We start from the raw sequence: 12,841 nt of genomic DNA, 5'->3' as shown, positions 1-12,841 counted from the left end.
TCGCTGGTGCAACATACCGACGTGAAAGGCCACTTTCGCTTGCCAGAAGTTTCCGCTAGGTCCTGCGCATGGACGGTATGGCCAAGGCGGAAGTCGACAGGATCGAGCGGAGCATGATCGCTCAGAGCGACCGGCCTATCCGCCCACGCGACGCGGCGACCTTGATCCTGCTCGACCGAAAGGGCGATGAGGTGCTGGTCCTGATGGGCCGCCGTCACGCCGGCCACGCCTTCATGCCGGGCAAATTCGTCTTTCCCGGCGGCCGTACCGACCCTGCCGACAGCCGCATCCCGGTCGCCGCCGCATTGCATCCGGAGCAGGAAGCAAAGTTGATCGCTGGGCCGGGCCGCACAAGCGCCGCACGGGCCCGCGCCATCGCCTTGTCGGCGATCCGCGAGACGTATGAGGAAGCCGGGCTGCTGATCGGCCGCCAAGGTGCTTTCGCCACTTCCAGGCCCGATTGGCAGGGCTTTGCCGAACACGGCGTGCAACCCTCTCTCGAGATGCTGCGTTTCGTCGCGCGCGCCATCACGCCGCCCAATCGGGTGCGCCGCTTCGACACGCGTTTCTTCAGCGCCTGGCGCGACGATGTCGCCGTCGAACTGCCGGGGGGGCGGTCCAACCAACGAACTCGAAGAGTTGGTCTGGCTGCCGCTTGCCAAGGCCAGGGAAGCTGACATACCCGACATCACCCGAATGATCCTGGACGAGCTGGAAACGCGCCTCGCCCATGATCCGCTGTTGCGTCCGGGCGGTCCCGTGCCCTTCTACCGGCTTGTCCGCAACCACTTCACCCGCGAAATTCTGTAAAACATCGAGTATTCAGACACCCCATGACGGTCGATACCCAACCACAGGGCGACGAACGCGTACACTGGCTGCCGATGGTGGCGGCGATCTCGTCGATCAGCGTCGTCGGCATCGCCATCGGCCTCGGCATGCCGCTGCTCAGCGTCATTCTCGAAACGCGCGGCCATTCTGCTTCGATGATCGGCCTCAACACCGCTGTCGCCGGCCTGGCCTCGATCGCCGGTGCCCCGCTGGCCACGCCGCTCGCGGTGCGCTTCGGCGTCGCGTGGACCATGGTCGCCATGATCGCCGCCGGCGCCCTGGCCTTCATCGGCTTTCATTTCGCGCCCGATTTCTGGATGTGGTTTCCGCTGCGCATCGTGCTGCACATAGCATTGACGGTGCTGTTCATCCTGTCTGAATTCTGGATCAGCACCTCGGCGCCGCCGCACCGGCGTGGCCTTGTCCTCGGCATCTACGCCACCGTTCTGTCGCTCGGTTTTGCCGCCGGACCCTGGCTGTTCGCCCATCTCGGCAGTTCCGGCTTCAGGCCGTTCGGCGTCATCATCGGTTTGGTGACGCTGGCCGCCATACCGGTGCTGGCGGCGCGCAACGAGAGCCCGTCGATCTCCTCCGACGGCGAAACCAGCAATTTCCTGCGCTACATCTGGCTGGTGCCGTCGGCGACCGCCGCCGTGCTGGTGTTCGGCGCTGTCGAAACCGGCGGCTTTGCGCTGTTCCCGATTTACGGCAACCGCATCGGCTATTCCGAGGCCGACGCAGCCCTTCTCCTGACCATGATCGGCCTCGGCAACGTGCTGCTGCAGATCCCGATCGGCATGATCAGCGACCGCGTCAGCGATCGCCGCTATCTGCTGATTGCCTGCGCCACCGTTGGCCTTGCCGGCACGGTCTTCATGCCCTTCTTTGCGCAGAATTGGCACCTGATGGCGGCACTTCTGTTCGTCTGGGGCGGCGTCGTCGCAGCCATGTACACGATCGGCCTTGCCCATCTCGGTTCGCAGCTTTCCGGCCACGAACTGGCGTCCGCCAACGCCGCCTTCGTGCTCTGCTACGGCGTCGGCATGGTGCTCGGCCCGCAAGCGATCGGCATCGGCATGGATGCGTTCGGTCCGTCCGGTTTCGGCTGGTCGCTCGGCCTGTTCTTCGCCGCCTACATCGCCCTGGTCAGCGTCCGGGTGATCCGCAAGATCCTCCTGTAGCGCGGCACTACACGCCCTGCATTTCAGCGTCGCGCGATGACAGGCTGCTGACAGAACCATGTCAGCAGCCCCCGGTTATAAGGTTGCCTCAAAACATCTGAAGTTGAGGATACTCTGATGATCGACAGCGGCTTTGAAACCACTTCGTTGCGAATGACACTGCTCCTGCTCGTGACCTTCCAGGCGCCGGCCGCCGACGTCGACCGCATCATGGACGCGGTGGTGGCGATAGCGCCGCTGGCGATGGGCAAATATGACCGCAATGCCTATCAGTCGGCGCATGGCATCGAACGCTACAGGCCGCTTGAGGGTGCGGCCGCCGGCGCCGAAACCGAATTGCGGCGACGCCCAGGCACGGTGGAGGTTTCGTTCGAACTGCCCGACGACCAGGCACTGGCCGCACGCGTCGTCGAGGCGATTTTCCAGGCGCACTCCTACCAGGAGCCGGTGATCCGCATTCAGCCGATCCTGGCCAGCCGCTCCAAGGGGCTGGACGACCGCGCCAATCCGAATCGCTGGTGGAACACGACCGGAGACTGGAAGAAGGTTGGGGTATCCGCGGCGGAAATCGCATGATTTGAAGCCATAGGCCTGCTCCGGTGGGCCAACCAAGGCCTGCCGGGCTTGACTTTCCAGGCACGTTCTTTATGTGTCGCGCCAAGTTTCCCGCGTCCGGGTGTTTTCCCGTGCTCCAGCGGCCAAAACCCCACGAACATAACGGACTGAGATCATGGCCAAAGCCGCAAACATCAAGATCAAGCTTCTGTCGACCGCCGACACCGGTTTCTTCTACGTGACCAGCAAGAACAGCCGTACCAAGACCGACAAGCTGTCGTTCCGCAAGTACGACCCGGTCGCCAAGAAGCACGTCGAATTCAAGGAAACCAAGATCAAGTAATCTGGTTTCTCCGAAAATGCCAAAACGCCGCCCAATGGGCGGCGTTTTTGTTTTCATGGTTGGCCGCAGGCCCTTATCCGATGCGATCGCCGCTTTTCGGGTCGAACAAATGCAGCGACGCCGGATCGGCCGACAACCGGACCAAATCGCCAGACTTCACGCCGGCACGGCCCATGGCAAAGACGCAAAGCTGCTGGCCGGCCAACGTGACGTAGAACTGCGTCGAGAGACCGAGCGGCTCCACCACCCCAACCTCGCCCTGCAGTGCGCCGTCATCGGCCAGCCTGATGTGCTCGGGCCGTAGGCCAATGGTGATGACGTCACCGTCCTTCAGCGGTATTCCGTCCGGCAGGCGCAGCGCCTGGCCATCGGCCAGCACAGCCTCCGACGTATCGCCCTTTCGAACCGTCGCCGGCAGGAAATTCATGCCTGGTGAGCCGATGAAGCCGGCGACGAACATGTTGGTCGGATGGTCATAGAGATCGAGCGGCGCGCCGACCTGCTGGATCAGCCCGTCATGCATGACGACGATGCGGTCGGCCATGGTCATCGCCTCGATCTGGTCGTGCGTGACGTAGACCGAGGTGGTCTTCAACTGCTGGTGCAGCGCCTTGATCTCGGCGCGCATATGGACGCGCAGCTTGGCGTCGAGGTTCGACAGCGGCTCGTCGAACAGAAACACCTTGGGATCGCGCACGATTGCGCGGCCCATGGCGACGCGCTGGCGCTGGCCGCCGGACAGTTGGCGCGGCAGGCGTTGCAGGAACGTGTCGAGCCCGAGCCGTTTGGCGGCACCGTCCACCCGCGCGTCGATGGCCGGCTTCGCGGCCTTCTTCAGCATCAGGCTGAAACCCATGTTCTTCGACACATCCATATGCGGATAGAGCGCGTAGGACTGGAACACCATGGCGATGTCGCGGTCCTTCGGCGCGACATCGTTGACCAGCCGCTCGCCGATGCGGATCTCGCCGCCGGAAGCCTCCTCCAGCCCGGCGATCATGCGCAAAAGCGTGGACTTGCCGCAGCCTGACGGGCCGACCAGGACGACGAACTCGCCATCAGCGATCTCAAGGTCGACCGCGTGCAGGACGCGGACGGAGCCATAATCCTTGCGGACCTTTTCGAGCGTAACAGAGGCCATCGATCTATCCTTTGACGGCGCCGGCGGTCAGGCCGGTGACGAGATAGCGTTGCAGGAAGGCGAAGAAGATGCAGACCGGGATCAGCGCCAGGATCGACGCCGCCATCATCTGTCCCCAGTCGACGGCGAACTTGCCGATGAAGGTGAGCAGGCCGACCGCGAAGGTCTTCTGGTCGTCGCTGGAAATCAGCATCAGCGCGAACAGGAGCTCGCTCCAGGCGGCGGTGAAGACGAAGCCGAGCGTCGCTCCCATGCCAGGCAGCGTCAGCGGCACGATCACCTTGCGCATCGCCTGGGCGCGCGTACAGCCGTCGATCATCGCCGCCTCTTCCAGGTCCTTCGGGATGCCGTCGAAGAAGGACTGCATCAGGAAGGTGGCGAAGGCGGTGTTGAAGGCGGTGTAGATGATGATCAGCCCGGTCAGGCTGTTGATCAGGCCGATCTGCCCCATGACGCGGTAGATCGGCGGAATGACCATCACCAGCGGAAAGGTCTGGGTCAAAAGCAACATCAGCGCCAGCGCCGCCTTGCCGCGAAAGGTGAAGCGCGACATGGCGTAGCCGGCGAGCGTGGCAATGACGGTCACCAGTCCCGCCGTCGAGACCGAGACGATGACGCTGTTGAGGAAATAGCGCGGGAAATCGGTGGCCTCGAGCACGGTGACGAAGTTCTGCAACGTCATGTGCGACGGCCAGAAGGTGATGCCTTCGGAATAGAGAAGCCGCTCCGGCGTGACCGAGATCTTCAGCGTCCAGTAGATCGGGAACAGGGCGAATATCACATAGGCGGCGATAGCGGCGTAGAGGCCGACGCTGCCGAAAAACCGCTGCGAGGTTGAGCGTCCTGCGATCATCAGACGTGCCTCACCAGGGAGCGGCGGATGCCGATCAATGCGATCGCATAGGCAATGAGCAGGACGAGCAGCAGCACGGCCACCGCCGAGGCATACCCCTTGTCCAGCGATTTGAAGGCGCTGACATAGATGTAGACCGGCACCGTGTTGGTCGAGCCGGCAGGCCCGCCCTCGGTCATGACGAAGATCAGGTCGGCGAAGGTGGCGATCCAGATCGTGCGCAACATCACGGTGATGGCGATGGTCGGCGCCAGGAACGGCAGCGTCACCTTGGTGAAGCGTTGCCATGGCGAAGCGCCGTCGATCGCCGCCGCCTCATGCAATTCCGACGGGATCGACTTCAGCGCCGCCAGCATTGTGATGGCGAAGAACGGAATGCCGAACCAGATATTGGCGACGATCGGCCCCCACATGGCGGTTGAAGGATCGGACAGAACATTGGTCGGTTCGGCCTTCAGCCCCAGCGCGAAAAGCCAATGCGGCAATGGGCCGATGATCGGATTGAACAGCCAGGCCCAGGTCAGACCCGACAGGAAGGACGGCACCGCCCAAGGCAGGAACACCAGGGCCTGCACCACCTTGCGGCCCGGGAATGGCTTGTCGAGCAGCAGCGCCAGGCCGAGACCGAGGAAGAACTGGAAGAACAGGCTGGCGACAGTCCACCACAGCGTATTGACCAGCGCCTGCCCCAGCACCTGATCCGACAACATCGCCTGATATTGTCCGAGCCCGACATATTCCGACTTGAAGGCCGAGAACTTGCGGAAGGAGTAGCTGATACCGATCACCAGCGGCACCAGAAGCACCACGACCAGAAGGATGATTGCCGGGCTGAGATAGAGCCAGGGTTCGATAGCGGCGTGTGAAAGCCACCTGCGACGCGGCTTGCTGGCGGATCGTATTTCGGACACGGCATAGGTCATTGGCTGTGGATCGGCTCCAAGAAGCGTTGGGGCTGGTGAAAAGCGCCGTTCACCCCGTTCTCGGGGAGTTGTGGAGCGGTCCGCGCAGCGGACGAAAAGCCAATTGCTTGGCTTTTCGAGCGACGAAAGCCGGCAGGCAGATGAGAGGCAGCGCCAACTTGGCGGAAGCCTGTGCCGCCCCTCATCCGGCCCTATCGGGGCCACCTTCTCCCCGTGAAACGGGGAGAAGGAAGAAGAGCTACTTCTTGTTCTTCGCCAGCCAGTCCTGCTGTTCCTTGGTCAGGAAGGCAGCCCATTGGTCGGCGACGTCCTTGGCCGTCTTCTGGCCAAGCAGCACTTCCTGGAAGTTCTTGATCGCAACCTGGTCGACGAAATTGCCGAGATTCTCCAGATGGGTCGGCGGCGTCACCATTTCATATTTGGAGGTGTCGCTCAGCTCCGTGAACCAGCCCTTGAACTGCTCGGTCTTGAAGTGAGCGTCCTGGTCGGCGCCGTTGTGGATCGGGACGACGCCGACTTCCTTGGCCCATTCCAGATTGTCCTTGGGCGAGAGCAGCGTTGCCATCAGCTTCCAGGCGTCGTCCTTGTGCTGCGAGTTGGCGAACATCGCCCAGCCGGCATAGCCGAGCGTCGGATAGGACTTGCCACTCGGCCCGACCGGCAATGGCGCCACGGCGAAATCGTCGGCGCTCATCTTGTCGGCGATACCGAGCAGCGCGTCCGGATCCTGATTGAGCATGGCGCAGGTACCGGAGTAGAAGCCGGTGACCGTCTCGTTGAAGCCCCAGCTCACCGCATCCTTCGGCGCCAGGCCGTCCTTGTACATGTCGGCCAGCATCTGCAGGCCTTTCACGGAGCCTTCGTCGTTGATGGTCGACGTGCCGTCCTCGTTGAAATAGCCGCCCTTGCCGGCGGCGATGTTCATGAACATGTGCATGCCGTTGAAGGCGCCCGGACCGCCGCGCAGGCAGTAGCCATATTTGCCGGGCAGTGCCGAGATCTTCTTGGAATCGGCGATGAAATCGTCGAGCGTCGCCGGCGGGCCGTCGAGGCCAGCCTCCTTGAACAGCTTTTTGTTCCAGAACAGCGCGTTCACATAGTAGCCGTACGGGATCATGAACTGGGTGTTGTTGACCGTCGAGCCGAACTGCTTGGCGCGGTCGCCGAGCGTCTTGGCGTCGTCCCATTTGGCCATGTAGGGGCCGAGATCCTCGAGTTGGGCGTTGTTGGCATAGAGGCCCATCCAGCGTTCCGGCATCTCGACAATGTCGGGCGTGTCGCCGGCCTGCACCATGGTCAGGAACTTTTCGAAAGCCTGGCCCCAGGGCAGCGAGATCAGCTCGACCTTGATGCCGGGATTGGCGGTTTCGAACTCGGCGATCTGCTTCTTCAGGAATTCGGTGCGCGGCGGGCTGGTGATGACTTCGACCATTTTCAGGGTCGAATCGGCCACAGCGCTTCCGGCGGAAATCGCCAGCCCCGCAACGGTGGCAAGCATGACGGTCAGTTTTTTCATGTTCAAGACTCCCATTTTGAACCCGCTTGTTATTTTCTGGCTTTTTCGAAGGCTTGGGCGACGTCCGCCCAGAGATCTTCGACACTTTCCAATCCGACATTGAAGCGGATGGTTCGGGGGCTGACGCCGAAGCGCGCCATCGAATTCAGTCCAGGTGTCTGCTCCAGCGACGCCTTGGCAGGCACGACCAGGCTTTCATGCCCACCCCAGCTGACGCCGATGCGGAAATATTTCAGCGCGTCGACGAAGACGGGGATGTCGATATCGTCCGTCACCTCGAAGGAGAACAGCCCGGCATAACCGGCCAGCGTCGCCTTGCCGGGATGGTTCGAATAGCCGGGATGGTTGACGCGCTCGACATTGGCATGCGCCTTCAACCGTTCGGCGAGGGTCAGGCCGCTCTTCATGTGGTGCGGCAGGCGCAGCGGCAGCGTCCGCAGGCCGCGCAGCAGCAGCCAGGCCTCGAATGGCGACAGCTTGCCGCCGAGATAGGAATAGGTCTGCTCGTTGATATGCTTGATGTGGGCGGCCGAACCCGCCACGACGCCGGCGACGGTGTCGCTGTGGCCGCCGAGATATTTCGAGGCCGAGTGCAGCACCAGGTCGACGCCGTGTGTGATCGGCTTCTGGAACACCGGCGTCGCCCAGGAATTGTCGATGCTGGTGACGATGCCCTGCTCTTTGGCCAACCGCGTCAGATGCGCGATGTCCTGCAGCTCGAACATCATCGAGGTCGGGCTTTCCAGATAAAGCAGCTTGGCGCCGGGAAGTGCTGCCGCCACCGCATCCGGGTCGGAGCCATCGACGTAGTCGACCTTGATGTTGAGCCGCGGCAACAGCCGCTCGAACAGCCGGTAGGCATCGCCGTAGCAGTTGCGCACCGCGACGATGCGCTCGCCGGCGCCAACGAACGCAAGCACCGTGGCGCTGATCGCCGCCATGCCGCTGGAAAAGCCGCGCGCGGCCTCAGCACCCTCGAGCGCGGCCACCCGCGCCTCGAACTCCATCACGGTCGGATTGTCGCCGCGCGAATAGATCGGCTGCTTTCGCTTGCCAGCAAAAGTGTCGGCCATCTCGGCATAACTGGCGAAGGTGAACAGCGAGGTCTGGTAGATTGGCGGCACAACCGCACCGCCCGGGAATGGCTCGTCATGCGCCAAGAGCGTTGCCGCCTCGGCGAGATAGTCGTGATCGAAACCGGATGGATGCTCGTTCATGTCTGGCTCGAAAGTTTGAGTTTGGCCGCACCGCGCTTCAGATCGTCCTCGACGGTGGCGATCAGCTTGAGCGCCTCGGCGCGGGCGCCCTGCGGGTCGCGGGCGGCGATGCATTCGTAAATGGTGCGGTGGTAGGGAAAGCTGGCATGGCCGAAGTCGCGTACGCCGAGCGGATGCTCCCAGAAGCGATGGAACAGCTCGTGCATGGCGGCGATGATCTGCTCGAACAGCGGGTTGCCCGAGACCCGGTAGATCGCCTGGTGGAACTCCCAGTCCTCTTCCGACGACATGCCGTCGCGCGTGCGGAACGCGTGCTCCATGATGTCGAGCTTGCGCGCGATTTCGGCGATGTCGGTCTGGCTGGCGCGTTCGGCGCAGAGTGCGGCGGCCTCCGCCTCCAGCGCGCGGCGGATTTCCAGCGTCTGCATCAGGCTGGTGAAATCATTGCCGCCCGCCAGCGTCAGCGGCATATGCAGCATGTCGTGTGAAACGGCCGCCTTGAGATAGGTGCCGCTGCCTTGCCGGCGCTCGACGAGACCGAGCCCTTCCCAACGCGTCAGCGCCTCGCGCACGGTGTTGCGGCTGACCTTCAGCCGCTCGGCCAGAATACGCTCGGTTGGCAGTCTCTCGCCAGGCTGCAAGGCTTCGGCGCGAACAAAGCCCACCAACGCCTTCAGCACGGCGTCATCGCGCGCCGTCGTCTGAATGGGTGGCAAGCTATTCTGGTCCACGCTTCCTCCAAGTGGTCCAATGGTCCAACCAATTTCTGCACATGAGAGGCATCCTGTCAATCGGTTGTCAGCAGGCTTTTCCACCGCGAGTTCCGACGCGATGCATTTCAACAGGTTACGCAAGCCGCCTCATTGTGCCCGCGGCCCCGCGGCAGGCGGGTCCGAACCAGGCGCTCAGCGCCTCGGCAAGTCCCGGATGAGTTCCATCCCCTACCCAGGCCACATATCCGTCGGGCCGGATCAACACCGCGACAGGTGCCGCGACCAAACCAAGGGCCGGAAGCTCCCACGCACCGGAATACACGGCATCGACCTGCCGGACCCGGTCCGCCCACGGCGCGATGTCGAAATCACCGGCGTTTCCAAGGTTGAGGAAAACCGGCCGGGCGTCGTGCAGCAAGGTGAAGACTCGCAGCGGACCATCGGCCGTCACAAGGTCGAGGTCGGGCATTCGCCGTCCGAGCAGTGGATGCCCCTCGCCGAAGTCGTAATGGACACCCAGCCCGGACATCTCCGCGGCGATGCGTTTGCGCCGTTCGTCCATGCCGAGTAGCTCGGAAAAGATATCGCCCATGGCCTTGCTGCGGTCGTCCATACGCCGAAGCGCAACCTGCGCCATCGTGTTCTGCAAGACACGGGCAGCGACCGGGTAGCGCTCGGCGTGGTACGAATCCAGCAGGCTTTCTGGCGATATCCGCTTGACCACCTGAGCCAGCTTCCATCCCAGGTTCACCCCGTCCTGCACGCCGATGTTGAGGCCCTGCCCGCCCATCGGCGGGTGAATATGCGCGGCATCGCCCGCCAGCAGCACGCGCCTGTCGCGGTAAGTCGCGGCTTGCCGCGTCATGTCGGTGAAGCGCGAGAGCCAGATCGGACTGTGGACCCCGTAGTCGGTACCGTAGACGGCAACCAACGCCTCGCTGAGGTCGCGCAGCGTGGGTTCGCCGCTGGTCTTCAATCGCGGCTCGGTCAATACGACGCCTACCCGTCCGCCCTCCTCGATTTTACCCAAGGCATGAATGCCGAAGGCGTTGCTGCGAAAGCCCCATGCCGGCTCTTCCGACATCTCGACCTCGGCGATCATCCAGTTCGTCGTCGGATCCCATCCGGCGAACTCGATACCAGCCGTCTTACGAATGGTGCTGCGGCCTCCATCGCAGCCGACCAGATATTCCGCCTGCAAACGGTGGCCGTTGGACAGTTCGATATCGACGCCGCTATTGTCCTGGGTAAACCCTGCAACCTCGTGTCCACGATAGATCGGCACCTTCAACTCGCTGACCCATTCGGCCAGGATGCGCTCGATGTGGTTTTGCCGCAGCGCCAACAGATAGTTGTGCCGGGTTGGGAAGTCGCTGATATCCAAACGGATCATGTGGAAGCCCAAGGCCGGGCCCAACTGGCCCTGCTCGAGGAACCGATCGGCAATCCCGCGCTGATCGAGCATCTCGATGGTCCGGGCATGCAGGCCGCCGGCGCGCAGGCCGGCAAGCTTCTGGTCGGGCCGTCGTTCGACAATGGCGACGTCGACCCCTGCCAACGCCAGTTCACCCGCCAGCATCAATCCCGTCGGACCGCCCCCAGCGATCACCACCGCATGATCTGAAATCATTATCGTCACTCCCGTTCCCCGCGTTTGGCTGGGTCGCGGTTCTACGGGAGGAGCCGGGTCTTGCCGCAAGCCCCTTGTGCGCCATATGTATGAAATGGAGGGGTACAATTCCCCTTCATAGTCGGCTGCCGCGAACAGGCTTGTCGCGCAGACGGTAGGTGCGGATCGGCTAGCGCCGTCGCGGCCCCAAAAACGATATCCGGATTTTCAGGCAAAACGCAGAGTCTTCCGTGCCTTGGCACGGAGCTCTGATGTTTTTTTGGAAAGGAGGGGGCCGGTCGGCGGTTGGCAGCGGTACGAGGAGGCCACTATGTGCCAGCGCCGGCCGGCCGACCCCACGGACCCAGGAGATGCGGCGGACCTGAGCATCATGGGGTATTCTGGAGATCGAGCCGGTTGTCTACCCTCGTGCCGGCTTCGTCTTGACCAGTACACTTGCGCAAGAGCTTATGAAAATCAACCATTTCTTAACCAAGGCTCGGGAATCACTTGGATTAAGGTAAACGGGTAACCCTGTCGGGTTGACTGGATAATCTTGTCTGGACGGTCACGCCGCCTTGGCGACGACGCGGTTGCGGCCGCCGCTCTTGGCCTCGTAGAGCGCGAGGTCGGCGCGTTTCATCAGCGCCGCCACCGTGTCCACCCCCTTCAGCACCGACGACACGCCGACGCTGACGGTGACCTCGATCGTCTTGCCGTCAGGACCGATGGCAAAAGGCGCCTGGGCGATTTCGGCACGAATCCGTTCGGCCACCTTCTCGGCCACCGTGCCGTCGGTGTCCGGCATCACCACGACGAACTCCTCGCCGCCAAAGCGGCAGGCAAGGTCGATGCCGCGGACATTCTTGCGCAGCCGTCGCGCAAATTCCCGCAACACCTCGTCGCCGCCGTCATGGCCGTGCGCGTCGTTGATCGACTTGAAGCGGTCGAGGTCGGTGATCATCACCGACAGCGGCCGCCGCCGCGCCACGGCACGATCGAACAGCGTCTGCAGATGGCTATCGAGGTAGCGGCGGTTGTGCAGCCCGGTCAGCCCGTCGGTCACCGCCATTTCGATGGTCTGGGTGACGCTGGCGCGCAGCTGGTCGTTGTAGCGCTTGCGGCGCACCTGGGTACGCAACCGCGCCGTCAGTTCCTGCTGGTCGATAGGCCGCATCAGATAGTCGTTGATGCCGAGCTCGAGGCCTCGGATGATGCGCTCTTCCTCGCCCGCCTCCGCCAGCAGGATGATCGGGACGAAACGGGTGCGGTCGAGAGAACGCAACTGCGAACAGAGCCGGAGCGGATCGAAATTGGCAAAGGCCGTCGAGATCATCACGCATTCGTAGGACGTCTCGGCGGCCTGGAAGAAGCCGGCATGCGGATCGCTGGTGACGTCGAGGTCGGCGCGGTCGCGCAGCATCTTCTGGATGCGCTCGACCGAGGATGTGCGCTCGTCGATCAACAGCACTTTCGGCGTCGTGTCCTCGGAGGCGAAATTGCGGCTCAGAAGCTCTTCGATGCCGATGTTGCGCGTCGTCGAGGCGCGCAGCCGCAACTCGTCGGTCAGCGACTTCAGGCGGACCAGGCTCTTGACGCGCGTCATCAGCTGCAGGTCGTTGACCGGCTTGGTCAGGAAATCATCAGCACCGGCCTCGAGCCCGCGCACGCGGTCGGAAACCTGGTCGAGCGCGGTGATCATCACCACCGGAATGTGCGATGTCGCCGGGTCGCTCTTCAGCCGCCGGCAGACCTCGAAGCCGTCCATGTCGGGCATCATCACGTCGAGGAGCACGACATCGACCTTGCCGTTCTCGCATGTCTCGATGGCATCTGGCCCGTTCGTGGCGGTCAGCACCTCGAAATATTCGGCCAGCAGCCGAACCTCCAGCAGCCGCACATTGGCAGGGATATCGTCGACGACGAGGATCCGTGCAGTCATGTCATAAAGCTCCGGCT

The 12,841-nt window shown here is 63.0% G+C and carries 11 protein-coding genes and 1 pseudogene; 4 read left to right on the top strand and 8 right to left on the bottom strand.

The genetic code is table 11. The annotated features are described in order from the left end of the window. Positions 1-68 precede the first annotated feature (68 nt). The 4 genes and pseudogenes from ACFSOZ_RS30120 (at position 69) to rpmG (ending at position 2,910) form a co-directional block, all read left to right on the top strand. Positions 69-810: pseudogene (locus ACFSOZ_RS30120) on the top strand (NUDIX hydrolase). A gap of 23 nt (positions 811-833) precedes the next feature. Continuing rightward, positions 834-2,012, top strand: a complete 1,179-nt coding sequence (locus ACFSOZ_RS30115; RefSeq protein ID WP_379104098.1) for an MFS transporter — start codon at positions 834-836, stop codon at positions 2,010-2,012. A 117-nt stretch (positions 2,013-2,129) separates the two neighbouring features. After that, entirely contained in the window at positions 2,130-2,588 is a 459-nt protein-coding gene (locus tag ACFSOZ_RS30110) for a YqfO family protein (RefSeq protein ID WP_379104096.1), read from the top strand. A 154-nt stretch (positions 2,589-2,742) separates the two neighbouring features. Next, positions 2,743-2,910: a 50S ribosomal protein L33 gene (rpmG, locus tag ACFSOZ_RS30105; protein ID WP_006201775.1), complete on the top strand. Its 168-nt coding sequence runs from the start codon at positions 2,743-2,745 to the stop codon at positions 2,908-2,910. Positions 2,911-2,983: 73 nt separating this feature from the next. On the opposite strand, the gene ACFSOZ_RS30100 is transcribed toward rpmG, so the two are convergent. From ACFSOZ_RS30100 to ACFSOZ_RS30065, 8 genes are all read right to left on the bottom strand, one after another. Further along, positions 2,984-4,051, bottom strand: a complete 1,068-nt coding sequence (locus ACFSOZ_RS30100) for an ABC transporter ATP-binding protein (RefSeq protein ID WP_379104094.1) — start codon at positions 4,049-4,051, stop codon at positions 2,984-2,986. A gap of 4 nt (positions 4,052-4,055) precedes the next feature. Then, positions 4,056-4,904 (bottom strand): carbohydrate ABC transporter permease, encoded by an 849-nt coding sequence (locus ACFSOZ_RS30095; RefSeq protein WP_379104092.1) that lies wholly within the window; start codon positions 4,902-4,904, stop codon positions 4,056-4,058. After that, positions 4,904-5,827 (bottom strand): carbohydrate ABC transporter permease, encoded by a 924-nt coding sequence (locus tag ACFSOZ_RS30090; RefSeq protein WP_379104090.1) that lies wholly within the window; start codon positions 5,825-5,827, stop codon positions 4,904-4,906. Before ACFSOZ_RS30090 ends, ACFSOZ_RS30095 begins: the two co-directional genes overlap by 1 nt. A gap of 238 nt (positions 5,828-6,065) precedes the next feature. Next, on the bottom strand, positions 6,066-7,343 hold the full coding sequence (locus ACFSOZ_RS30085) for an ABC transporter substrate-binding protein (RefSeq protein WP_379104088.1): 1,278 nt from the start codon (positions 7,341-7,343) through the stop codon (positions 6,066-6,068). A gap of 29 nt (positions 7,344-7,372) precedes the next feature. Beyond that, positions 7,373-8,560, bottom strand: a complete 1,188-nt coding sequence (locus ACFSOZ_RS30080) for a PLP-dependent transferase (protein WP_379104086.1) — start codon at positions 8,558-8,560, stop codon at positions 7,373-7,375. Further along, complete coding sequence (locus ACFSOZ_RS30075) at positions 8,557-9,291, bottom strand: FadR/GntR family transcriptional regulator (protein ID WP_379104084.1); 735 nt, start codon at positions 9,289-9,291, stop codon at positions 8,557-8,559. The genes ACFSOZ_RS30080 and ACFSOZ_RS30075 overlap by 4 nt, the downstream gene beginning before the upstream one ends. A 115-nt stretch (positions 9,292-9,406) precedes the next feature. Further along, positions 9,407-10,903 carry an FAD-dependent monooxygenase gene (locus ACFSOZ_RS30070; protein WP_379104082.1) on the bottom strand — a complete coding sequence of 499 codons (1,497 nt, stop codon included), beginning with the start codon at positions 10,901-10,903 and terminating at the stop codon, positions 9,407-9,409. Between the two features lie 547 nt (positions 10,904-11,450). Continuing rightward, complete coding sequence (locus tag ACFSOZ_RS30065; RefSeq protein ID WP_379104081.1) at positions 11,451-12,824, bottom strand: PleD family two-component system response regulator; 1,374 nt, start codon at positions 12,822-12,824, stop codon at positions 11,451-11,453. Between the last annotated feature and the right edge of the window lie 17 nt (positions 12,825-12,841).

Origin of the sequence: Mesorhizobium newzealandense (genome assembly GCF_042682145.1) — a bacterium.
Lineage (GTDB): Bacteria > Pseudomonadota > Alphaproteobacteria > Rhizobiales > Rhizobiaceae > Mesorhizobium > Mesorhizobium newzealandense.
The sequence above is the reverse complement of the archived record's forward strand: the minus strand, read 5'-3'. Positions and strand labels throughout refer to the sequence as shown.